Origin of the sequence: Shewanella sp. M16 (assembly GCF_018224605.1) — a bacterium.
Taxonomy (GTDB): domain Bacteria; phylum Pseudomonadota; class Gammaproteobacteria; order Enterobacterales; family Shewanellaceae; genus Shewanella; species Shewanella oncorhynchi.
Genome location: NZ_JAGTUL010000005.1, coordinates 48,843 through 70,035 on the forward strand (window position 1 = coordinate 48,843; position 21,193 = coordinate 70,035).

The following is a 21,193-nucleotide window of genomic DNA, read 5'->3' on the forward strand; positions in this document are numbered from 1 at the left end:
ATGATTTTTATTGATTTAACGCTCTTTCGTTGTCCAGTACCCTTAGTGAAAGTGAAGCTTGCATTGAAGCCAATGCGAGAGGGTGAGCAGTTGCATATATTACTCTCAGACTCTGGTTCGCGGCGAGATGTTCCCCAATATTTAAAAAAACAAGGGCATGTCGTGCAAGAGTTGCGTAATGATGCAGGTCTGTTAGCCTTGATGGTCACCAAAGTTGATCTATCTCAGGGATAAATTGAGGATTTTTATGTTTAAATCCTCTTAGACTAGCATCAAGCGCCTCATTCTGAGCCAGAGTGCCGCTCAGGCTAGGTTGTTTACTCTTGTCAGTTTATTTTTTGATTTAGCTGGCGCGTAGAAGCGAAAGTCTAACTGAGTAAAGTCTCGAATAACATCATGATAAATAAACTTTCCTGAGCGTTTGGGAAGCCTTGCCAACCATCACTATTGGAATGATCCATGTTTACTGTTTTTTCTCGTTGGTATCAAGAGCGCTTTAGTGATCCACAAGCTGTGACCTTAATGGCTATTCTTGTCGGGCTTGCGCTAGTGATTTATTTTGCGGCAGGTTTACTTGCTCCGCTGTTGGTCGCTCTTGTGTTGGCATTTCTATTGGAATGGCCTGTGGCGCAAATGCTTAAATTGGGTATTAATCGCACCGCTGGTGCGTCCTTGGTTATTGTGTTGTTTTTGGGAATCGTGGTTTTACTGACATTTGGCTTAATTCCGAGTGTGTGGCGTCAAGGTGTTAGCTTAATTGCCGACTTGCCTAGCATGATAGATAAAGGCCTGCTGACAATACAAACGCTGATCAATCAATATCCACGATTTATCAATCCAGAGCAGTTAGATCTGATGGTTGGTGAGCTTAAAAAACTGCTCGATACTCAACATGTGTTGGATATTGCTAAGCAATTAATCGGTTATTCAGCTTCTTTACTCGTCTTGATGGTGTACGCGATTTTAGTGCCCTTACTGGTGTTTTTCTTTTTAAAAGATAAAGACCAACTGATTAGCGGCAGTAAGCGATTTTTTCCCGTAAATCGCCAGTTAGCCCGTAAAGTTTGGTTTGAAATGCACCAACAGATTTTTAATTACATTCGTGGCAAAGTGATCGAAATCGTGGTTGTTGGTGTCGCAACTTATATTTTGTTTGCCTTGATGGGACTGCGATATTCGGCGTTGCTTGGTGTGTTAACGGGGTTATCGGTATTGATCCCTTATGTCGGTGCAACCCTAGTTACATTACCTATCGCCCTAGTGGCATTTTTTCAGTGGGGTTTTAGTTCTGAATTTGGCTATTTAATGTTGGGTTACGGTATTATTCAGGCGCTCGACGGTAATTTACTCGTGCCTATTTTGTTCTCCGATGCGGTGGATTTACATCCGGTGATCATCATAGCGGCCGTTTTAGTCTTTGGCGGTTTATGGGGTGTATGGGGAGTATTCTTTGCCATTCCATTGGCTTCGTTGGTCAAAGCCGTGATTAACGCTTGGCCTAAAACAGAGCTTGAGGCTGACAATAAACTTGATGCGAGTTGATGCCTACCTGTCTAACCGCCATTTGTATCATTGGTTATAGTGGGCGAGTTAACCGTTATCGCCAATTCCTCTTGGCATTTGAATTAAGTGCCAGAGGCATTTGGGTTGAATGTTGTGTCTTCACAATTTAAAGAATCCTAGTCTAGTACTCTGTACCCATTCACTTATTGTCATTCCTTTTTATTATCACTTTGTCTTAAGTATCATCATGAATCGAGCTTTTAGTTTTAGATGAAGGGTATTTATTCTGTCGCTTGCCAGTTTAGGGATTTACATTATGTAGCCTCTAGGTTAGGTAGATGTAAAACTCTTATATAAGCATGTGGTTACATGATGCAGCGCACATTTTACCCTTGAGTATGTTGATAAAGTTGTGTCGCTTAGTTTGGGTTTGCTTATTCGTTCATCCTTAGCTAAGTTATATCGAGTCGTGCTATTTATTTTGGTTGAGAGATGGAAGTCACCCTGACAAGAATTTCCACTGACAATCGCCATTGGAGGATACTATTGTGAGCAAAAAACTATTAAGTGCGCTTTTCGGGGCAAGTCTTGCAGCGTTAGCGCTGTCGCCAACCGCATTTGCTGCAGATCAAAAATTGTCTGATTTCCATGCTGAGTCAGGTGGATGCGAAAGCTGTCATAAAGATGGTACACCTTCTGCGGATGGTGCCTTTGAATTTGCACAGTGCCAAAGTTGTCATGGTACCTATGCTGAAATGGACGCTGTGCATAAGCCACATGACGGTAATTTAGTCTGTGCAGATTGTCATGCGGTACATGATATGAATGTCGGTCAAAAACCTACCTGTGAAAGCTGCCATGATGATGGCCGTACCCCTGCAACTGTTCTGAAAAAATAATCTCAAAAATACGTTTAGAAAAGTTGGTATATACCTTCATGTCTAAATAAATAACGCCAGCGAATAGCTGGCGTTATTTTTATCCGTTTACTAACCGATTACTCGTCTTTTGGCTGACCTTGGATGATCTTCTTGCCGGAGAACATGGCTGAAATAATCCCTGGTTGACGTTTTACTTCAGTATAAATCACCGCGAATACATGTAATAACATCAGCAGTAACAACACATAAACCGCATAGACGTGCACTTGACCTGCCAATCCTTTCATTGGTTTAAGTGCATCCGCTTTTTCTGCATTCACACCCGTTGCATCATAGGGTTTTAAGCTTGTTGGTTCGACATTGGTATCAGCAAGATAACTTTGTACAGCACTACCTAGCGGCGGATAATAAATATCTGTACCTGCACGCAAAAGTCCAGTGATCATTATGGTCACTAATAGCAACATGATGGCCAGCACGGCAAATTTACCTTTAGGGTTATGACCTAAATACTGCGGATTTTTCCCCGCGGCTAATTCAGTCTTATAAGCTATTAATTCGCTTTTGCTATTAGCATTGGGAAACATGTGGCTGAAACGCGCATATTTGTTACCGATAAAACCCCACACAAGGCGGACGATGAGGTTTATTGCGAACGCATATCCTATGCACACGTGTAAAGTTTTCAAGCCAATTTTACCTGTTAACTCAGATATGCCTAGCTCAGTGCGATACATCATGATGCCACCGACTAAGATGAGTGCGAGCACAAGAATGACATTAATCCAATGAAATAATCGCGTCGGTTTGTCCCACACAGGATAGGATTTTATTTCAAAAGCGGTGGGGTTACTGCTGGACATGGAATTTCCTTATTTTTTGTGTTGGTATGATCTTACGCTTTTATCCTAAAATTTCAGTAACTTTTTTCAGTTTCAATTAAGACTTCTGATTGATAGTGTAGTCAACGAAAGTGTTAGAAGTTTTTGATTTGCGTACGGTAAATATTTTTTACGTAAGTCTTTTTAATCTGTTTTATCTAATGCTAATATCGTGACCACGGTAGACTTGGAAGTCTATTGAACGGATGTTGAAGTCGTATTTGGAGGATCTTAGATCCTTAAAGTGAATAATCGTTAACCAGACAGGGAGTGAGCAGGATGTTCAAAATATTACATTGGATTGTAGTGTCACGATCGCAAGTATTGATGGAATTGCTCGCAGGACGTTGGCCGCAGGAGTTTCTCGTTAAGTTGACCCAAGTCAGCCCTGATGAGATGTGTGAGAAAATCAAAGATAATAATGCCTCCATGGTCGTGATCGATTTAGCGACTGTTGATCTTCAAAAAGCCCACCAATTTCAGCGTTTACTTGCCCGTGAGCAACCGAGTGTGCGAGTTGTCTATTTGCAGTTCCCTAAACAAGTGGATGCACGTTTCTTAATGCAAGCTGCCACAACTGCAGGGGTGTTTTATCTCGATGCAGGTTTAACTGAGATAAGCCTAGGACTCTCGAATATTTTACGAGGTCATAGGGTCATCCCAATTCAGCTCATTAATGGGGTAAATGATGATTTTGGATTGTTCGAAGACACTGAACCGTTAACTATCCGTGAGCGTGAAGTATTACAAGCATTGTTGACGGGAAGTACTAATTTAGATATCGCCAATCAGTTGTTTGTCAGTGAAAGCACGATAAAAACCCATTTGTACCGAGTATTCCGTAAAATTGGAGTGTCTAGCCGTGGTCAAGCGATTGCGTGGGCACAAACCTATTTGCACGATGTGGTGGTTTAAGTCGATATCAGTATTGATATACAAACGTATATACGTTTAAGTTAAGTCTTATCTCAGATAAAAGGGGCTAAAGCCCCTTTTATTATTTCTCAAAAGTGTTCTTAAGCAGAAAGTCTATTAACGTCCAAGCCAAGCCGCTATTTTGCTTTTGTCACGAATGGATAGGGCGACAGTATCCTTAGGCGCGGCAGTTATCATCAATTCACCCGTCATCAATTCATCCCGTCTAAACCAATGTAAATCCAACGATTCACCCAGCGGATACTGCTGTAGCTGCGCCTCAAATTGTCCTGTGACTTGTAGGTTATCCGCGGCAATTAACACATCACCTGCACTTAACCCTGCAAGGTGTGCAGGGCTGCCTTGGGTGACTGTCACGATTTTTAATCCTATAGGTGCTGCTTGGGTTTTCGCGCCGAATGCAATCTCATAACCTTTCACTTGTCCACCGCCCACATCTTGCGGGCCTTGGCTGGCTCGAAGACTCAAGTTGACCCCAAATTCGGCGAGTAAAGCCGCTAACGGAATATCGTCAGTGCTATCTAAGTAGGCAAACAGATCTTGGCAATCACGACCAAGGAGTCGTTCAACGATGGCTTGATGGCAAGTATCTGTGGTGCCTTTATCTTGCAGAGCATATTCCTGCCATAAAATCTGCATAACATGGTCGAGATTGTATTTGCCCTGGGTTTCGCTGCGCAGGGTTAAATCTAAATACAGCGCAAACAGAGCCCCTTTAGTGTAATAACTGATGATGGCATTTTGTGCGTTTTCATCCTGCTTGTAGAACTTAGTCCAAGCATTAAAGCTTGAGTCCTTAACACTTTGTTTAAAGCGTCCCTGGCTGCGATAGACACGGGTGAAGGTCTCACTCAGCATATCTAAATAGCTTTGTTCATCTACCAGACCTGCACGATAGGTAAGAAAGTCATCGTAATAGGAGGTGATGCCTTCATAGGCCCATAATTGTGGCGTATAGGTTTCTGCCTCAAGTTTATAGGGTAAAAAGCATTCAGGCTTAATGCGCTTAACGTTCCAGCTGTGGAAATACTCGTGGCTGCACAGGGATAAATAAGTGCGATAGTCGTTATTGACTGGCGCATCGAGCGACAGTGGTAAGTCTTTGCGTGAACACATTAAAGCAGTAGAAGCTCTGTGCTCTAAACCGCCAAAGCCATTGTCTAATACTGTGGTCATAAACAAATAACGTTTAAACGGTGCAGGCGTACCAAAGAAGTTAATCTGATACTCACAAATGGTCTTTAAATCTTGGCAGAGCCTTGGCATGCAAGCACGGTGGCGACCATTGAGTACGATATCATGCCGCACGCCACAGGCATCAAAACTCCCTAAGGTGAATAAACCCATTTCCACCGGATGATCGATGAGCTCGTCATAGCTTTTAGCTGAAAATTGGCCGAAGGCAAAATCGTCACCACTGGTGCGAGTCATGCTGGTCGCAAGGCGCCAGTCACTTAATGTTGGCTCTGTTGGTGGCTCTATAGAGACGGTGTGTAAAGAGTCTTCGAAACCATGGGCGGATAAAAACACGCTACTGCCATTAAAGAAGCCGTGGGTCGTGTCCAAATGCGCGGTGCGCACCGACAGATCCCAAGCATACACTTGATAAGTCAGAATAATTTCGCTGCTATTATTGTCAACCGACCAAGTTTGCTTATCTAGTTGGGTGAGCTTAAGCGTTTGGCCTTGTGCATCTTGTGCCTTGAGTTCAATGATATTTTTGGCAAAGTCGCGCACCATATAACTGCCTGGCAGCCAAGCGGGTAGGCTAAAGACCTGCACTGGCTTGGGTTGTGATAATGTCATAGTGACAGCGAATAAATGGGCTTTCGGATCGACGGGGATTATCTGGTAATGGATCATATTTATCCTGCAAAACCTGAGTATTTTAATGGTGGCCATGCTGCCAAAAATGCCTGCAACTGGCAAATGAAAAGCAAAATATCTGCAGACACAAAGTATTGAATTGCTAGTATACTATGCCAACTAACCCAAGGAGGACGCCCCATGGCCGAAGAAACGATTTTCAGCAAAATTATTCGTCGCGAAATTCCCGCGGATATTCTGTATCAAGATGAACTTGTGACTGCCTTTAGAGACATTTCCCCTAAGGCGCCAACCCATATTTTGATTGTGCCGAATCATTTGATCCCAACGGCGAACGACATGAAAGCCTCTGATGAGCCGGTACTTGGCCGTATGATGACGGTTGCGGCTAAATTGGCGGCTGAAGCGGGTATCGCTAAAGATGGCTACCGACTGATCATGAACTGCAATCAACACGGTGGACAAGAAGTCTATCACATTCATTTCCACCTTGTGGGCGGGGAGCCTCTGGGGCCCATGTTGAGCCAAGGAAAATGAAGGTCAATTCGGATTTTTTCCCGTTGACCCAAATGGCGCAGCGGTTTGTGGATCAATTAGCTCAGTGTCGTCGCCTCGGTTTAACGGTACTGGAGGCGAGTGAGCACCATGTGTTGATTGAGTTGCCCTACAGCACTGAATTAATTGGGTATCCCGATACCGGTGTTATCCATGGTGGGGTGATCACTACCTTAATGGATACCGCGTGTGGCAGTGCAGTCGTGAGCGCTATTTTCCATAAATTCAAACTATTAGAAATCTCACCTACGCTCGATTTGCGGGTGGACTACATGAAGCCCGCTCAGCCCCATAAGCCTGTATTTGGATTTGCGGAATGCTATAAGTTGTCTTCTAATATTGCTTTTACCCGTGCAATTGCTTACCAAGACAGTATTGACGATCCCATCGCCCATGCCGTCGGCTCTTTTATGCGGATAAGCCCTGAAATGGTCGGTGATGCCTTTAGGCAAGCGTTAATGGGTGACGCCGTGCCTGCGATAGGAGAGTGTGATGAGCGCAAATAATTCGATACTAGATGCCGCCAGTAAAACTCAAAACGCACAGGTTAAAGCGCCTATTGATGTGCAAGGCATAGTTAAACGCGCCACTGAACTTAATGATTTTGGCCATTTACTTGAGCACGTTCCCTATGCCAAATTTATTGGCATGAAGGTGGAGCGTTTTGGTGATGAACTGATTTTTAAATTGCCCGCTAAAGACGACAATATCGGTAATCCTGTGTTGCCCGCCATTCATGGTGGCGTGATTGCGGGCTTTATGGAAATGTCAGCGATAGTGCAGTTAATGGTATTTATGCAAACAGCAAAGGTGCCTAAAGTCGTTGATTTTTCAATCGACTATTTACGTGCAGGTCTGCACAAGGATAGTTTTGCTGAGTGTCGTATTACCCGTCAGGGTCGACGAGTCGCCAACGTGAATATTGATTGTTGGCAAACCAATCGTAAGCAGCTTATTGCTACGGCACGGGCACATTTTTTGATTGATTAATCTGATTAAGTTTAGATTGATGAAGCATGACTGATTCACTATTTTAGATTGAGAATGCTTTATTTAACCTATGTTATTAAGCATGAGTTCAGCACTGTTCGATTAGTTTGTCGTTTAATGGGAAATGATGCGCTAGCTGCGTATTTTGTGGCGTGACTAGGAGAAATATATGAAACAAGTTTATACAGGGTTATTACTGGCCGCAGCGCTTACCTTAGGTGCTTGTGCCTCACATACCGCAGGGATTTCAGTGAGCTCACTGGGTGAAACCCGCATCGATAACTCCAGCTTTGCCAGAGATATTGCGGTACAGAGTGTGGATGCACGCCGAGTCGGTGATTTAGTGCAGGGCTCAGCGTTGATTGTTAGCAAATCCTCGTCCGATATGCGTGTGCAATATAAATTCACTTGGTACGATGCCAGCGGTTTTACTATCGAAGATGAAGCGACCAGCTGGAAATCGGTGAAATTACACGGTAAACAGCAATTGCAAGTCGGCGCTGTTGCACCTAATGCCCAAGTGGTTAAATTTGATGTATATGTGCGTGAAACCTTTTCAAACTAAGCTTGAGTTTGCTTCTGTTTAGTTTATTCCGGGTTTAATTGATTTTTTTGATATTAAACCCGTTCTAAAAAGGCTTACTTCTTTTAAGGAGTAAGCCTTTTTATTCGTTTTACATCAACGTTCAATGACCTTAAGGTCACTCAAATGTTATTAGCTTTCGTCTTTTTGACATTGAAAGTTGCGATAAATTACCCATTTTTAAGCAAAAAGGTTTACGGCAAGATGAAATCCGGACTTTAGTCCTAAATACATTCAGTGATTGAGCACTACTATCAGCATATTACCACATGAGGATAGAAAGATGACTGCTCATATTAATGCTCAACCTACTGATTTTGCTGAAACTGTTATTATGCCGGGTGATCCACTCCGTGCTAAATATATCGCTGAAACCTATCTCACCGATGCCGTAGAAGTCACGAATGTTCGCAATATGCTTGGTTACACGGGCTTTTACCAAGGACAACGCATTTCCGTTATGGGGCATGGTATGGGTATTTCATCTATGGTGCTTTATGGCCATGAGCTGATTAATTATTTTGGCGTGAAACGCATTATTCGTATTGGCAGTTTAGGTGCAACACAAAAATATGTACAAATGCGAGATGTCATTTTAGCCCAAGCCGCAGGCACGGATTCACCTACTAACGCTAAGCGTAGTAGCGGCTACCAAATGGCGACTTCTGCGACCTTTTCTTTATTGCATAAAGCTTATACAACAGCGAATGAGAAAGGCATTAGTGTAAAAGTTGGCAATATATTTAGTGGTGATCTTTATTACGATCCCGATGAAGATATGATCCCCGCACTTGAACGTTTTGGGGTATTAGGTATTGATATGGAAGTGGCGGGGCTTTATGGATTGTCACACCAACAAGGTATCGAATCATTAGCCATTTTAACGGTATCGGATCATTGTTTAACCGGTGAAGAAACAACGGCCGAAGAACGCCAACTCTCTTTTAATAATATGATCGAGCTCGCGTTAGAAACCGCCCTCAATTAGGTTTAAAGCCATCCTTTGAACCCTTAGCATTTCACTTATGGAATGACATAATGAATAATAAAATTACTTTAACAGCTATCAGTTTTCTCGCCAATTTTATTATGGCGGGCTTTGCGACCCAATTTGGGATGTTGATTGAACCCATAGCTGAGAAATTTGCCGCTAATGTTAACGAAGTTGCATCAATCTTTTCATTGCTCAATGGTGGTGCTCTCGCGGGGACGATTGCAGCATTTTTCTTTATTGAAAAAATGGGTATCAAAAGAATGACCTTGATAAGTTACAGTCTGGTTGCTCTTTCTGCTCTGGCTTTACATCTAACCAGTTCTCTACAAGTTGTGATGGTAGCAATGACCTTAATTGGTTTTTGTGGCGGTATCGGTTTATGTATTGCTGGTACGATTGTGGTGTCTGTGTGGCAGGAGAAATTACAAAGCACAATGTTAGTGGTGCAAGATGCGACATTTAATATTGCAGGCGTTATTTTTCCATTGATAACGACTTATGCATTAACAAGTTCATTATCATGGAGTTATAGCTATTTAGCCGTAGGTTTAGTGGCGTTCGGTACAGTCATTATTGCCTTGTTCACTCATTTCTCTATTTGCGAGCAATCTTCTACAACACAAGAGAAACAACAGTCTGAATGGAATCTCGGCATTATTAGTGGAGGTATTGGTTTATTTTTAGGAATGCTGGCTTTATATACTTTTTTAACTTGGGCACCTTTATTTGTAAAACAAAAATTTGATATTCCGTTTGAAGATGCCGGTAATATTATTACCCAGTATTGGTCCGCTGCGCTAATTGGGGCGTTAATTTCGACTGTGATTGTGACTCGTGTAAAAATTCACCATTTCTTAGTCGGTATTATTGCTTTAGCTATGGTGATCACCGCTGCCATTGTCAGTACCAATAATCTTAATTGGATAGCTTATTTAACCTATGGTTATGGTTTTGTGTGTGCTGCTCTTTATAATGCATTTATTGCTTATGGCGTGTCTTTTGTAAAAAAAGCTAGCAGCAAAAATGTGTCATATATTCTTATTAGCGGAAGTGCAGGGGCGATGTTTAGCCCAGCCATCAGTTCTTTCTTTGAACGTATTATCGGATTACAAACAGTGATGTATGTGATACCTCTGCTTTACGCAGCGATATTTATGCTATTGATCGTTTCAAGTCGGATGAAATCGGCTATGGAACAACACTCGCCATCCGTAAGTTAATTTACCTGTGCATCCATCCCACACTCGGTTGTTAAATTAAGTCGAGTGTGGGTTATGTTGAAAGCGGTTATATACCTGCTTCAACAAATTTCTTGAGTGCGTTGAGATCACAAATCCGAATGCCATCTTTTTTCCGCTCAATTAAGCCTCGTTCCTCAAGATTTTGTAGCGCCCGACGGTAGACTCGGTCGGTAGTGCCAAATCGTTCAGCCTCTAAATAACGTTTACTAAAGCCATCTACGGGCAAGTCATTTAAGTATTCATGGTAAATATCAAATGCCACGTTATAACTGATGGGATAGAGCAGTCGCCGAGTAAAAATATCCACTGTGTCTTGGTAGTCAATCGCAATTGCACTAGCGAAAAATAGCGCGAGTTGAGGATGCTGACCGAGGCAATGTTGTAGTTTTTCAGCGCTAATCAACATGATTTCTAAGGGTTCACTGGCAATAATGTCTAGTTGACAGTGGTACTGGGTGAAGAACTCCATTTCGCCAAACAGTTGTGAATCACAATCAATAGTACCTAATTGAAAACACCGACCATTTCTCGCGGTATGGCCGAGCGATACTCGGCCTTGCTTCACCAATACAAGTGATGCCATCGCTTCTCCCTGCGTCATGAGGTGAGCGCCTTTTTTGAGCATTTTTATTTCGCTGATGCAGCTAAGTACAACCGCTTCAATAAGTGGATAGTCTTGCTCCCATCGCTGGCTATAACGTCCTTTCGATAAAGGTTTTAGCTGCATCGACTATGATCCTCTTACTGTGTTCTAAATTGCGACCTTCTATAGCATTATCATGATAGGCGGTCAAATGGACGAAAGGATTTAGGCGGCTACTAAAGACATTTTCATCATACGAACTGAAGGGCAGTGGTTTTCGCGACATTTAATTGAATCGCAGAGATAAGAGTGCCCACTTTTTATTTCCGTCATGTATACTAGGCGCCGCCAAGGGGTGTTTGTTGTGCATTAATGTTACTCTGATTTTAACGTTAACGGCTGCAAACTGAGATGTCATCTGACGAACCCTTAGAACCTGATCCGGCTAATACCGGCGTAGGAATGGGCCAATCAACAGCACACTTCTGAATCGCTTATTCGTTGCCGGATCTCAAACATTATATTTGAGGTCCTATGTCAAACCGTAAAACGTCAAACCATCAATCTCCATTTTCAACCGTATCGCCAAGCTTATTTTTAGCCCGAGCGCCGCTGGCGTTAGCCATCGCTGCAGCGATGAGCACCCCTGTTTTTGCACAAACTGACGCTATTGACAGACCCGATCCCAGCACTGAGATGGAAGTCATGGTGGTGACGGCGGATTTTCGCAGTTCAAGCTTAGAAAAAATGCCTTCAAGCATTACCGTTATCGACAGTCAAAAAATTCAGGATGAAAGTGCGCAACACTTTGAAGATCTGCTTAATTCTATCGCCAATTTTAACTGGTCAGGTGGAAGCTCTCGGCCGAAATATTTTCAAATTCGCGGCGTAGGTGAGCAAGAGCAATACCAAGGCGCACCTAATTCTTCCGTGGGTTACATCATAGATGATATCGATTTATCCGGTATTGGTATGGTGTCGAGCATGTACGATTTACAGCAGGTCGAAGTGCTTCGTGGACCGCAGGGGACGCGTTACGGCGCGAATGCCTTAGCGGGATTGATTTATCTGAAGAGTAACGATCCAACTGATGTGTTTGAGCATGGCGGCGAAGTGTCGTTAGGCGATGATGATTTACGCACTTTTAGCGGGTTTAGCTCGGGCCCATTAACGGATTCTGGCAAGCTGCTTTATCGTGTGTCAATGCAGCAGCACCAGCAAAATGGTTACCACGATAACCTGTATTTAGACCGTGATGATACCAATGGTCGCGATGAATTCAGCGGCCGCGCTAAGCTGCGCTGGTATGCGACTGATGATTTGCAGTTTGATTTAACTGTGCTGCATGCCGATTTTGATAATGGCTATGATGTATGGAGTTTAACCAATTCACCAACCCAGACAACATCGGATCAACCGGGTGTCGATAGCCAACGCACCACTGGCGCGGGTTTTAAAGCGACCTATTCCGGCGCCGAAACCTTTGAGCTAACCTCGTTAACGTCCTTTGCGAATACCGATCACCATTACAGTTACGATGGCGATTGGGCTAACTCAGAATATTGGGCCTCTAAGCAATGTAATGATGACAATGGCAATCTGGCGCCGTGTCAATACGATTATTTTTGGGATAAAACGGGTCAGCGTAAAACCGTGTCGCAGGAGTTTCGCCTAAGTTCTACCGAGCAGGGCCGTATTTTTGCAGAGAGTACTGATTGGTTGCTTGGTGTGTATGCCATGAATCTGAAAGAAGATAACCAATTGTATTCTGAGTACAATACTTCGCTAGATGAAGTCTTAGACTCAGAGTATGAGGCGACAAACTATGCACTGTTTGGCCAGCTTGATACGGATTTGGGCTCAAATTATGCTTTATCTGTGGGGCTACGTTTAGAGCGTCGCAACAGCCATTACTCTGATACGAATAACGATAATTTCGACCCGAGCGAAACTATGTGGGGCGGTCATATTGCTGTGAGTAAAGTGCTGAACGACTCACACAATGCTTATGTCCGAGTCGCACGCGGTTACAAGGCGGGCGGTTTCAACATGACTTTGCCAGTCGAATTGAACGATAAAAAAGAGTTTAGTACTGAGACGCTCTATAACTATGAAATCGGCCTTAAATCCCATTGGTTAGCGGGACTTATCGATACTAATTTGGCGCTGTTCTATATGGACAGACAAGATCAACAGGTGGCTGCATCACAGCAAGATCCCGATAAACCACAGCGTTTTATCTTGTTCACTGAAAATGCAGGCAGTTCGAATAACTATGGCGCTGAGTTAGATGCAACCTGGTATGCCACGGATAATCTGCAAGTTTACTCAAGCTTAGGTTGGTTAGAAACGGCCTACGGTGACTATCAGTATCAGGACAAATATGGCACTGAGGTGGATTTAACTGGCCGCGATCTAGCCCATTCTCCACACGTTACCTACAGCCTTGGCGGGACTTATCGTGCTAATTCGGGTTGGTTTGCTAACCTGAATCTTAGCGGTAAGAGTGAATTCTATTATTCAGACAGCAATGAATCCCGCTCTGAACCCTACACTATCGTCAATGCACGCGTAGGTTATGAGGCGAGCGCATGGTCGGCATATTTGTGGGGACGCAATCTGTTTAATGAAGAATACGGTGTGCGTGGCTTCTATTTTGGCAATGAGCCAGATAACGGCTGGGCGGAAAAGCAATATATTCGTTACGGCGATCCGCGTCAGATTGGCGTAACCTTTAACGTTAAGTTTATGTAATAGCTCATTTTAAAGTGAGTATAATCATTTAAGTGTTAATTGAACTGTAGCCCAGTATTTGGGCTACAGCCTTACTTCAGAATATCAAGGAATTAAAATGAAACTGACCGCAGAAATTAGCATGTATCCCTTTAATGAAAATTACCTCGATCCTATCAAGTGGTTTATTGGCCGCGTGGATAGCTATCCCAATATCGAGCGCGTGACTAATGCGATGGCAACTCAAGTGTGCGGCGATTATTTAGATGTGATGACTATGCTGGCGACCGAGATGCAAGCTGCCCATGAGAAGTGGGGCAAGGCAGTATTTGTGTGTAAGTTTATCGGTGGTGAGCTGAATTTAGCCCACAGCGAATAATGATTGACCGCCATGTAAGCGACAAATAGGCAATGAGAACAACACTATGACAGATTTATGGTTAACCTTGGTCGAGAGCGTTAATACGGCCTTTGGTGAAGTCCATGTGATGACCGTATGGGAAGCCCTCGCGGTGTTGCTGGCGATGGCATATTTACTGCTGGCGATGAAGGCCAGTGTGTGGTGCTGGGCGGCGGCCTTTGCCAGTACCGCCATTTACACTGTGTTGTTTTGGAAGGTGTCGCTACTGATGGAGTCTGTGCTTAACGTCTATTACATGGCAATGGCGCTCTATGGATATTGGCTCTGGACCCAAGGTGGTGATAAGCATCAAGGAGTAAAAGTGACCACTTGGCCATTGAAAACCCATTTAAAGTTGATCACAGCGACGGGCGTGATTTCGCTTTTGGTTGGTCACGGTATGGCGACGTATACCCAAGCCGCATTCCCGTATCTAGATGCGGCGACAACCTGTTTCGCCGTGATGACGACTTATTTAGTGGCAAAAAAGGTCCTTGAGAATTGGCTTTATTGGGTGGTTATCGACATAGTGTCGATTTACCTTTATCTCAGCAAAGGCTTGATGCTGACATCCTTGTTATTCGTGCTTTATGTGGGTCTGGCGGTCGTGGGGTATTTCCTGTGGCGAACCGCGTTAGCCGACGCCCGTGAAGCTAATACCTTGAAGTTACTCAGTTAATGCTCGATATAAACGCCTCGATGCATCGCTCAGTGGGCGAGCCATTCAAAGCACTTTACCCCATACTCAAAAGTGCTGGGCTAGTTAACGTGTTAAGTATTCATGAGCTTGCGGGTGGCTTAAGTAATCACAACTATAAAATCACTACGCCCACAGGCAGTTATGTGTTGCGGGTGAATGCCGATGCGGCGGACAGTTTTTGCAACCGCCAGCAGGAGCGTTTTTACTGGCAGCAATTGGCTCAAGCTAAAGTTGCTCCTGAACTGTTGTGGGTGAGCGAAGATGAGCGTTATTACCTCAGTGATTTTATTGAAAGTGATTATATTGAAAGTGACGATATTGAAAACGAGGTCTTAATCCACTGGCCAGCGTTAGAGCGCCAAACGAGTGCTGCTGATTTTGTGCTGGGGCAATCGACGTTTAATTATTTACAGTATCCGGCAGCAGAACAAGAAACGTATCCTAACCAAGCCCATTGTTTGCTATTGGCGTTATTGCTGCAATTACGCGATCTGCCTACAGGGCCTTATGCTATTAGTATCACTGAGCAGTGGCAGGAATATCACCAGCAAATGCTTGCCTATCAGGCTTCTGCAACATTTAGTGAGCCAGTATTAAGGCGTGCTGTGCCATTGAAGCAGGGTAGTGATATTGGTGATAGCAATACTCGTGATTGGAATGAGCGGGTGGCTAAGCTGCTTGCAATTCAAATTGAAATCAAACATTGGTGTGATGAGTTAGCAGCCTGCATAATCAAGCCGCAGTTTTGCCATCGCGATCTTAATCCCCATAATTTGTTACTCAAAAATAACCGCTTGTGTTGTATCGATTTTGAGTATGCGACGGCGTCGCATCCACTGTGTGAGTTAGCTGTAGTGTTAGCGACCCATGGGTTAACGCCCTATCAGCAAAGTGTGTTGGTGAAACAGTATCTGAGTGGACATCCTTATGTTACTGCACAAGCCGTAACGGCAGTACCTGCCGCTATTGACATGTATTGGGTATTTGCTTGCTACTGGGCATTATTGATGGCAGCGCAAACAGAACCCTGTCGTAGCGCCGACTACCTTGCTTGGTTTGATTGCTTCTGGCCGCTGATCACCCCCAAATAGCCATTATTGCGTGTGCTTAGTTTCCATCTGATGATAATGGCTCATTCCCTTATGGCATTGACCGCTCGATTGGTGGGACATGCGGGTAGAACATACTGAAAACCTTTATTAGACAAACTTGTTTGATATAAAAAGCAACTTTATATAGTCTCAAGCGTCTTATTAGCAACAATTCTAGGATGGATTATTCAGTATGAAAAAAGGCGTGATGCTACTTGTGTGTCTCTTAGGCTTAAGCGCCTGCTCCACTAAATTCAGTTACCATTTCCTCGACTGGGCCATCGGCTGGGAGCAAGAGGATTATGTTACCTTAGATAAATCTCAGCAAAAGGCATTCGATTCCCTCATTGAAAAATTTGTCATTTGGCACCAATCCAAAGAGTTAGCTCATTATGTGGTGCAATTGACCGAAGTCGAAAGCCTCATAAAAACCAATACGTTAACGCCAGTGCTATGGGCAGATCATGTGAATATTGCTAAGCGGCATTGGTTTCGATTGTTTGAGTTCGCCTTGCCCGAGCTTCTACCTATCATAATGTCTTTGTCCGATGAACAGGTGAAGCAGATCCTCACAAAATTACGGGAGGAAGAGCAGGAGCTCGTTAAAGAATTTGCGGGTAAAACCCCTGAACAGTTACAAAAAGATGCCGATGAAAACCTTCAAACCCAATTTGATGATTGGCTTGGAAGTGTAACTGCGGAGCAAAAAGTGCTTATTCACCAATATAATCAACAGCGTTTATCCACCTTAGATATGTGGCTTGAGTACAGACACGAATGGTTACGCCAGTTTGAAGTTGCATTGGGTCAGCGCGCCGATAAAACATTATTAACCGAGCGTTTGACCTTGCTGATGACGCAGCCCGATGAGCTTAAGTCAGAACAACATAAAGTGTTTTTACGTAAAAATACTGAGGGATTTGGGACTTTGTTGTTGGCGATGAATGCGAGCTTATCGAAACAGCAGTCTAAGCATTTTTATAAAAAGTTAGGTGGACTCATTCAAGATCTCAAGGAACTGAATCAAGAAGCGATTGAAAAAGAAGCCTAGGCCATGAAAGATTTATTGCCTTGCTTGGGTCTATTCCTGCAAGCCAATAAATCAGCCTACTAACGACTAAATAGAGACCTTATGCCACTCGTATCCCTTTATCAGAAACTGCTCAATATGAGCCGCTATTTCGAAGGCTTAGCGCCATTAGCCCTTAGGATTTACCTTGCACCTGTGTTAATGCAAGCAGGCTATAACAAGCTCGCTCACTTTGAAGATACGGTTGCTTGGTTTGCCAATCCCGATTGGGGTTTAGGCCTGCCAATGCCGGCGGTAATGGCAGGACTGGCGGCGGGAACTGAGTTCTTTGGCGCTATCTTGTTACTGCTTGGGCTCGCGACGCGACTGATTTCTATCCCTTTAATGGTCACTATGTTGGTCGCCGCATTGACTGTGCATTGGCCAAATGGTTGGTTAGCGATTGCCGATGGTAGTTCTTGGCTAGCCAACGACAGAGTGCTTGAGGCAGGGGATAAACTGATAAAAGCCAAAGAGTTATTGCAGGAGCACGGTAACTATGACTGGCTGACCAGTTCAGGTAATTTTGCTGTGCTTAATAATGGTATTGAGTTTGCGATCACCTATTTTATTATGTTGCTGGCGCTTTTTACCTTAGGCGGTGGTCGTTACACTAGCCTAGATTATTTCATCGCTAAGCGCTGTGGGATTAAGTAAGCTTTTCTTAAACGGACCCAATTGTTAACTGTATCGGATTTTCAAGCGCATTTAATTTTGAAGCCCACTCGATTGTTAAGTGCACTCAACAAGTTAAATCCCACTCAAGCGGTGGGATTTTTTTATGCCTCTTTGTCAGCAATTTGCTATGCTTGAGCGCAATTTATATCGAACTAGGATAAGAACTTGGACGCTATTGAACTTTTACTCACTCGCCAATCAACCCCACGATTAACTGCTCCTGCTCCAGATGCGAGTCAATTAAAAATCATCTTAGATGCTGCCATTCGTGTGCCAGATCATGGCGCCCTAGCGCCATGGGAATTTATTATTGCCGTAGGAAAAGGGTTAGATACTTTGGCTGATATCTTTGTTGAGGCAGCGAAAGCGAACGGCGCCGATGAGGATTTTGTCAATAAAGCTAAGGGCATGCCAATGCGCGCGCCTATGGTGATTACTGTCGTGGCGAAAACGCAGCAACATCCTAAAGTCCCCGTGCTTGAACAGCTCATTGCAGCGGGTTGCGCGACCATGGCGATGCAGCAGGCGGCCTTTGCCTTAGGTTTAGGTGCCGTGTGGCGTACAGGGGATTTTGCCTTTGATGCGAATGTGAATATTGCTTTAGGTCTTGAGCCACACGATCAAATCGTCGGCTTTTTGTATGTGGGTACGCCAGCCGTTACTGCTCCTAAGAAACCGCAAAAGGACGGCAGTCAGTACGTCCGTTATTTATAAATCCGCCTCTATTTTTAGTGGAGAAATTCTATGCAAGTTGCGCGTACTCCTAGACTCATCCTGCGGCAGTTAACCCCAGCCGACGCTTCTTTTATGTTAGTCTTGCTCAATAGCCAAGGCTTTGTAGAGAATATCGGGGATAGAGGAGTACGCACACTTGTGCAGGCTAAGGATTATATCGTCAATGGACCGATGAAAAGTTATGCCGAGTGCGGTTTTGGTTTTTATGCTGTAGTGCTCGCCGAGAATGGATTCACCATTGGCATCTGCGGTTTAATCAAACGGCCGACACTGGACAATGTCGATATAGGTTATGCTTTTTTGCCGCAATATTGGGGCAAGGGCTATGCATTCGAAGCGGCTAAAGCCGCTTTTGACTTAGGTAAAAGTTTAGGTATTGAGCGTATTGTCGCGATTGTGAGCGCCCATAATAGTGCTTCAAAAGCTTTGCTGAACAAACTTGGATTACACTTTGAGCGTTGTTTGCAGCTTAGTGATCATGATGCGCCTGTTGAACTGTTTGGTTAACGTTAACGTGTTGTTTATATAGGTTTTTATTTTGTTGTAATTCCGTCTTCTTTATTCTAGAATTTCGCAAAATTTATCGTTGAGATATGGCAATCATATCTCTTATCGACGCCCCTCGAAAATCAGGCTCACTTAATCCCTCCTTGAGCCCTTGAGTACAGCAAAAGCGTAGCCCTTTTTTGGATGTAGCATAATGGTTTCGCAATTAAGTGAAGCAATGCTGGACGTGATCGCTGATGCCTTGGTAGACAAAGGCTATATCTTTTTATCTGACTTAGTTCCTCTCTATATTAGCCAAGTACTATTGGAAAAAATTCAATCAACTGAAATATATGAATTAAAAGCTGCCTCTATTGGTCGAGGTTCTGAACAGCACTTAAATCCAGACATTCGCCGTGACAGAATACAGTGGCTAGAAGAGCAAAATGAGCCCGATGCCCAGTATCTTGAGTTGATGACACAACTCAAAAATGGCTTGAATCGTCGCTTGTTTATGGGCTTATTCGATTATGAAAGCCACTATGCGGTATATCAGCCTGGGGCCTTTTATAAAAAACATGTTGATGCACTTAAGGGCAGCCAAAATCGTATTTTAACCACAGTGTTTTTCTTAAATCCTGACTGGAAAGCGGCAGATTGTGGTGAGTTGATTATCTATGATGAAGCCGATATTGAGATTGAGCGCATCGCGCCTAAAATGGGCCATTTTGTGATTTTCCTCAGTGAGCGTTTTCCCCATGAAGTGACCAAAACCTTGGCCCAGCGTAATAGCATTGCGGGCTGGTTTAGGGTCAGTAACAGTGTTCATGGCTTTTAACTTCGCCTTATAACAAACGCCTAAATGCTGCCCACAGGTTTAGGTGTTTTTGCTCTTGATTGTCGCTTTTGGTCATAGTCATCACCAATCACCAATCACCAATCACTTATCGCGACTGCGCAATGTCATTGGCTATTTCTCGGATATTGATTGGCCATCACTGCGTGTTCTTCCGCAGCAGTATTTATTCCAACCTGTTTTAACTACCTTCTACTCATTTTTTCAAATTTTTTTACACTCTTAAGCTTTAGGTAATCTAAGCCACCGAAAATGGAATGAATTTGTCCAATCATGCTGAAAATAGGGTATTTTTTTATTCTCGTTTAATGTTAGGCTAGATAAAAACGTGCGCTACAACACACTTTTCTATCATCTAACGGAGGCGATACTGTGGGCTGTGAAGATAACTTAGGTTGTTTAAGTGGTGAGCATATTGTACTTGAGCCCTTATCTTTGTCCCATGTGGCGGCATTGAGTCTCGCCGTGACAGATGGTCAACTTTGGCGTTTATGGTTTACCAGTGTCCCTGAGCCAACTGAGATGAAGCTCTATGTAGCTAAAGCACTCGAAGAAAAAGCGCGGGGCCTGAGTTTTCCCTTTGCGGTGCGGGATAGAGTGTCAGGGGAAATCGTCGGATGCACGCGAATTTGCAACTGGGAGTCTGATAATCGCCGTCTTGAGATTGGTTACACTTGGTATGCAAAACGTGCCCAGCGCACTGGGATTAATACTGAAGCTAAACTGCTGTTATTGACCTTTGCTTTTGAAACCTTAGACGCCATTGCCGTTGAGTTCCGTACTCACTGGCATAATCAAGCTTCGAGACAAGCCATTGCAAGACTGGGCGCTAAGCAAGATGGTGTATTGCGAAATCATAAGATTCTTAAGGACGGCACGATCCGCGATACCGTGGTGTATTCCATTATTGATACCGAGTGGCCAACGGTGAAAAACAGTCTGCAATTTCGATTGCGACAACGACCGTCAACACTCTAATGATAAATAGGAAATGCCCATGGCAAGCATCATAACTCGAGTAGATGTGACTCATGTCCATGAGGTTGCAGTGTTATTCAATGAGTACCGACAGTTTTATGGGCGTAGGGATGATCTCGCGGCTGCGGAGCAGTTTATTCATTCAAGAGTGTCAGATGGCTCATCGGTGATATTTATAGCTAAGGATAATCAAGGGCTTGGATTAGGTTTTGTTCAAATGTATCCCAGTTTTTCATCGTTACGTTTGGCCCCTATGTTGATCCTCAATGATGTGTATGTGACTCAACATGCCCGATGTGTCGGTATTGGGCGGGCATTAGTGCTACAGGCCGCCAGTTATGCCAAAGCGCATAATATGAGTTATTTGATGTTAGAAACACAGCAAAAAAACCAGCGCGCGCAGGGCTTGTATGAAGGTTTAGGGTTTGTGCGTAACCAAGATTTTTATATCTACGAACTTGAGCTCCACCGAGGGCTTGAGTAGGTTTATTTA

At 43.8% G+C, this 21,193-nt stretch carries 24 protein-coding genes and 1 riboswitch; of the genes, 21 read left to right on the top strand and 3 right to left on the bottom strand.

Annotation, left to right across the window (positions count from 1 at the left end; genetic code table 11):
* The 3 genes from KFE26_RS04735 to cctA all read left to right on the top strand — a co-directional run bounded on the left by KFE26_RS04735 (position 1) and on the right by cctA (position 2,402).
* Positions 1 to 234 carry a sulfurtransferase TusA family protein gene (locus KFE26_RS04735; RefSeq protein WP_131523892.1) on the top strand — a complete coding sequence of 78 codons (234 nt, stop codon included), beginning with the start codon at positions 1 to 3 and terminating at the stop codon, positions 232 to 234.
* 225 nt (positions 235 to 459) lie between these two features.
* Positions 460 to 1,542 carry an AI-2E family transporter gene (locus KFE26_RS04740; RefSeq protein ID WP_028760308.1) on the top strand — a complete coding sequence of 361 codons (1,083 nt, stop codon included), beginning with the start codon at positions 460 to 462 and terminating at the stop codon, positions 1,540 to 1,542.
* A gap of 509 nt (positions 1,543 to 2,051) precedes the next feature.
* Entirely contained in the window at positions 2,052 to 2,402 is a 351-nt protein-coding gene (gene cctA, locus KFE26_RS04745; protein WP_105252823.1) for a tetraheme c-type cytochrome CctA, read from the top strand.
* A gap of 98 nt (positions 2,403 to 2,500) precedes the next feature.
* Here cctA and KFE26_RS04750 read toward each other — a convergent pair whose 3' ends face one another.
* Positions 2,501 to 3,247, bottom strand: a complete 747-nt coding sequence (locus KFE26_RS04750) for a cytochrome b/b6 domain-containing protein (RefSeq protein WP_105252822.1) — start codon at positions 3,245 to 3,247, stop codon at positions 2,501 to 2,503.
* Positions 3,248 to 3,544: 297 nt separating this feature from the next.
* Here KFE26_RS04750 and KFE26_RS04755 point away from each other — a divergent pair, with 297 nt between their 5' ends.
* Positions 3,545 to 4,180: a LuxR C-terminal-related transcriptional regulator gene (locus KFE26_RS04755; RefSeq protein ID WP_028760305.1), complete on the top strand. Its 636-nt coding sequence runs from the start codon at positions 3,545 to 3,547 to the stop codon at positions 4,178 to 4,180.
* A 117-nt stretch (positions 4,181 to 4,297) separates the two neighbouring features.
* On the opposite strand, the gene KFE26_RS04760 is transcribed toward KFE26_RS04755, so the two are convergent.
* Positions 4,298 to 6,064: a M61 family metallopeptidase gene (locus KFE26_RS04760; RefSeq protein ID WP_212599794.1), complete on the bottom strand. Its 1,767-nt coding sequence runs from the start codon at positions 6,062 to 6,064 to the stop codon at positions 4,298 to 4,300.
* Between the two features lie 144 nt (positions 6,065 to 6,208).
* Here KFE26_RS04760 and hinT point away from each other — a divergent pair, with 144 nt between their 5' ends.
* From hinT to tsgA, 6 genes are all read left to right on the top strand, one after another.
* Positions 6,209 to 6,565: a purine nucleoside phosphoramidase gene (gene hinT, locus KFE26_RS04765; protein WP_006081303.1), complete on the top strand. Its 357-nt coding sequence runs from the start codon at positions 6,209 to 6,211 to the stop codon at positions 6,563 to 6,565.
* Positions 6,562 to 7,089, top strand: a complete 528-nt coding sequence (locus tag KFE26_RS04770) for a PaaI family thioesterase (RefSeq protein ID WP_115334875.1) — start codon at positions 6,562 to 6,564, stop codon at positions 7,087 to 7,089. Before hinT ends, KFE26_RS04770 begins: the two co-directional genes overlap by 4 nt.
* On the top strand, positions 7,076 to 7,573 hold the full coding sequence (locus tag KFE26_RS04775) for a PaaI family thioesterase (protein WP_172481184.1): 498 nt from the start codon (positions 7,076 to 7,078) through the stop codon (positions 7,571 to 7,573). Before KFE26_RS04770 ends, KFE26_RS04775 begins: the two co-directional genes overlap by 14 nt.
* 169 nt (positions 7,574 to 7,742) lie before the next feature.
* Positions 7,743 to 8,138: a YcfL family protein gene (locus KFE26_RS04780; RefSeq protein ID WP_212599795.1), complete on the top strand. Its 396-nt coding sequence runs from the start codon at positions 7,743 to 7,745 to the stop codon at positions 8,136 to 8,138.
* Positions 8,139 to 8,439: 301 nt separating this feature from the next.
* The gene (deoD, locus tag KFE26_RS04785; protein WP_212599796.1) at positions 8,440 to 9,144 is read left to right on the top strand and encodes a purine-nucleoside phosphorylase; all 705 of its coding nucleotides are present in this window, start codon (positions 8,440 to 8,442) and stop codon (positions 9,142 to 9,144) included.
* A 50-nt stretch (positions 9,145 to 9,194) separates the two neighbouring features.
* Positions 9,195 to 10,370 carry an MFS transporter TsgA gene (tsgA, locus tag KFE26_RS04790; RefSeq protein WP_212599797.1) on the top strand — a complete coding sequence of 392 codons (1,176 nt, stop codon included), beginning with the start codon at positions 9,195 to 9,197 and terminating at the stop codon, positions 10,368 to 10,370.
* A 67-nt stretch (positions 10,371 to 10,437) separates the two neighbouring features.
* On the opposite strand, the gene KFE26_RS04795 is transcribed toward tsgA, so the two are convergent.
* A complete protein-coding gene (locus tag KFE26_RS04795; protein ID WP_012196926.1) occupies positions 10,438 to 11,118 on the bottom strand; it encodes a Crp/Fnr family transcriptional regulator in 681 nt (226 codons plus the stop codon).
* Between the two features lie 197 nt (positions 11,119 to 11,315).
* A riboswitch (TPP riboswitch) is annotated at positions 11,316 to 11,454 on the top strand.
* Positions 11,455 to 11,508: 54 nt separating this feature from the next.
* Here KFE26_RS04795 and KFE26_RS04800 point away from each other — a divergent pair.
* From KFE26_RS04800 to KFE26_RS04850, 11 genes are all read left to right on the top strand, one after another.
* Complete coding sequence (locus KFE26_RS04800; protein ID WP_212599798.1) at positions 11,509 to 13,728, top strand: TonB-dependent receptor; 2,220 nt, start codon at positions 11,509 to 11,511, stop codon at positions 13,726 to 13,728.
* A 97-nt stretch (positions 13,729 to 13,825) separates the two neighbouring features.
* Positions 13,826 to 14,086, top strand: a complete 261-nt coding sequence (locus tag KFE26_RS04805) for a hypothetical protein (RefSeq protein WP_028760297.1) — start codon at positions 13,826 to 13,828, stop codon at positions 14,084 to 14,086.
* Positions 14,087 to 14,132: 46 nt separating this feature from the next.
* On the top strand, positions 14,133 to 14,786 hold the full coding sequence (gene pnuC, locus KFE26_RS04810) for a nicotinamide riboside transporter PnuC (RefSeq protein WP_212599799.1): 654 nt from the start codon (positions 14,133 to 14,135) through the stop codon (positions 14,784 to 14,786).
* The gene (locus KFE26_RS04815) at positions 14,786 to 15,898 is read left to right on the top strand and encodes a phosphotransferase (RefSeq protein ID WP_212599800.1); all 1,113 of its coding nucleotides are present in this window, start codon (positions 14,786 to 14,788) and stop codon (positions 15,896 to 15,898) included. Before pnuC ends, KFE26_RS04815 begins: the two co-directional genes overlap by 1 nt.
* Before the next feature lie 193 nt (positions 15,899 to 16,091).
* On the top strand, positions 16,092 to 16,949 hold the full coding sequence (locus tag KFE26_RS04820; RefSeq protein WP_212599801.1) for a DUF6279 family lipoprotein: 858 nt from the start codon (positions 16,092 to 16,094) through the stop codon (positions 16,947 to 16,949).
* An 81-nt stretch (positions 16,950 to 17,030) separates the two neighbouring features.
* Positions 17,031 to 17,624 (top strand): DoxX family protein, encoded by a 594-nt coding sequence (locus KFE26_RS04825; protein ID WP_212599802.1) that lies wholly within the window; start codon positions 17,031 to 17,033, stop codon positions 17,622 to 17,624.
* A 186-nt stretch (positions 17,625 to 17,810) separates the two neighbouring features.
* Positions 17,811 to 18,359: an NAD(P)H nitroreductase gene (locus tag KFE26_RS04830; protein ID WP_212599803.1), complete on the top strand. Its 549-nt coding sequence runs from the start codon at positions 17,811 to 17,813 to the stop codon at positions 18,357 to 18,359.
* A 30-nt stretch (positions 18,360 to 18,389) separates the two neighbouring features.
* On the top strand, positions 18,390 to 18,887 hold the full coding sequence (locus KFE26_RS04835; RefSeq protein ID WP_212599804.1) for a GNAT family N-acetyltransferase: 498 nt from the start codon (positions 18,390 to 18,392) through the stop codon (positions 18,885 to 18,887).
* A 193-nt stretch (positions 18,888 to 19,080) separates the two neighbouring features.
* On the top strand, positions 19,081 to 19,704 hold the full coding sequence (locus KFE26_RS04840; RefSeq protein ID WP_212599805.1) for a 2OG-Fe(II) oxygenase: 624 nt from the start codon (positions 19,081 to 19,083) through the stop codon (positions 19,702 to 19,704).
* 390 nt (positions 19,705 to 20,094) lie between these two features.
* Positions 20,095 to 20,700: a GNAT family N-acetyltransferase gene (locus tag KFE26_RS04845; RefSeq protein WP_028760289.1), complete on the top strand. Its 606-nt coding sequence runs from the start codon at positions 20,095 to 20,097 to the stop codon at positions 20,698 to 20,700.
* A 19-nt stretch (positions 20,701 to 20,719) separates the two neighbouring features.
* Positions 20,720 to 21,184, top strand: a complete 465-nt coding sequence (locus KFE26_RS04850; RefSeq protein ID WP_028760288.1) for a GNAT family N-acetyltransferase — start codon at positions 20,720 to 20,722, stop codon at positions 21,182 to 21,184.
* Positions 21,185 to 21,193: the final 9 nt, after the last annotated feature.

What these genes read in the sequence shown, in the direction of transcription:
- KFE26_RS04735 (WP_131523892.1), top strand. Translation starts at nt 1, where the DNA reads ATGATTTTTATTGATTTAACGCTCTTTCGTTGTCCAGTACCCTTAGTG.
- KFE26_RS04740 (WP_028760308.1), top strand. Translation starts at nt 460, where the DNA reads ATGTTTACTGTTTTTTCTCGTTGGTATCAAGAGCGCTTTAGTGATCCA.
- KFE26_RS04750 (WP_105252822.1), bottom strand. Translation starts at nt 3,247, where the DNA reads ATGTCCAGCAGTAACCCCACCGCTTTTGAAATAAAATCCTATCCTGTG.
- KFE26_RS04755 (WP_028760305.1), top strand. Translation starts at nt 3,545, where the DNA reads ATGTTCAAAATATTACATTGGATTGTAGTGTCACGATCGCAAGTATTG.
- KFE26_RS04760 (WP_212599794.1), bottom strand. Translation starts at nt 6,064, where the DNA reads ATGATCCATTACCAGATAATCCCCGTCGATCCGAAAGCCCATTTATTC.
- hinT (WP_006081303.1), top strand. Translation starts at nt 6,209, where the DNA reads ATGGCCGAAGAAACGATTTTCAGCAAAATTATTCGTCGCGAAATTCCC.
- KFE26_RS04770 (WP_115334875.1), top strand. Translation starts at nt 6,562, where the DNA reads ATGAAGGTCAATTCGGATTTTTTCCCGTTGACCCAAATGGCGCAGCGG.
- KFE26_RS04775 (WP_172481184.1), top strand. Translation starts at nt 7,076, where the DNA reads ATGAGCGCAAATAATTCGATACTAGATGCCGCCAGTAAAACTCAAAAC.
- KFE26_RS04780 (WP_212599795.1), top strand. Translation starts at nt 7,743, where the DNA reads ATGAAACAAGTTTATACAGGGTTATTACTGGCCGCAGCGCTTACCTTA.
- deoD (WP_212599796.1), top strand. Translation starts at nt 8,440, where the DNA reads ATGACTGCTCATATTAATGCTCAACCTACTGATTTTGCTGAAACTGTT.
- tsgA (WP_212599797.1), top strand. Translation starts at nt 9,195, where the DNA reads ATGAATAATAAAATTACTTTAACAGCTATCAGTTTTCTCGCCAATTTT.
- KFE26_RS04795 (WP_012196926.1), bottom strand. Translation starts at nt 11,118, where the DNA reads ATGCAGCTAAAACCTTTATCGAAAGGACGTTATAGCCAGCGATGGGAG.
- KFE26_RS04800 (WP_212599798.1), top strand. Translation starts at nt 11,509, where the DNA reads ATGTCAAACCGTAAAACGTCAAACCATCAATCTCCATTTTCAACCGTA.
- KFE26_RS04805 (WP_028760297.1), top strand. Translation starts at nt 13,826, where the DNA reads ATGAAACTGACCGCAGAAATTAGCATGTATCCCTTTAATGAAAATTAC.
- pnuC (WP_212599799.1), top strand. Translation starts at nt 14,133, where the DNA reads ATGACAGATTTATGGTTAACCTTGGTCGAGAGCGTTAATACGGCCTTT.
- KFE26_RS04815 (WP_212599800.1), top strand. Translation starts at nt 14,786, where the DNA reads ATGCTCGATATAAACGCCTCGATGCATCGCTCAGTGGGCGAGCCATTC.
- KFE26_RS04820 (WP_212599801.1), top strand. Translation starts at nt 16,092, where the DNA reads ATGAAAAAAGGCGTGATGCTACTTGTGTGTCTCTTAGGCTTAAGCGCC.
- KFE26_RS04825 (WP_212599802.1), top strand. Translation starts at nt 17,031, where the DNA reads ATGCCACTCGTATCCCTTTATCAGAAACTGCTCAATATGAGCCGCTAT.
- KFE26_RS04835 (WP_212599804.1), top strand. Translation starts at nt 18,390, where the DNA reads ATGCAAGTTGCGCGTACTCCTAGACTCATCCTGCGGCAGTTAACCCCA.
- KFE26_RS04840 (WP_212599805.1), top strand. Translation starts at nt 19,081, where the DNA reads ATGGTTTCGCAATTAAGTGAAGCAATGCTGGACGTGATCGCTGATGCC.
- KFE26_RS04850 (WP_028760288.1), top strand. Translation starts at nt 20,720, where the DNA reads ATGGCAAGCATCATAACTCGAGTAGATGTGACTCATGTCCATGAGGTT.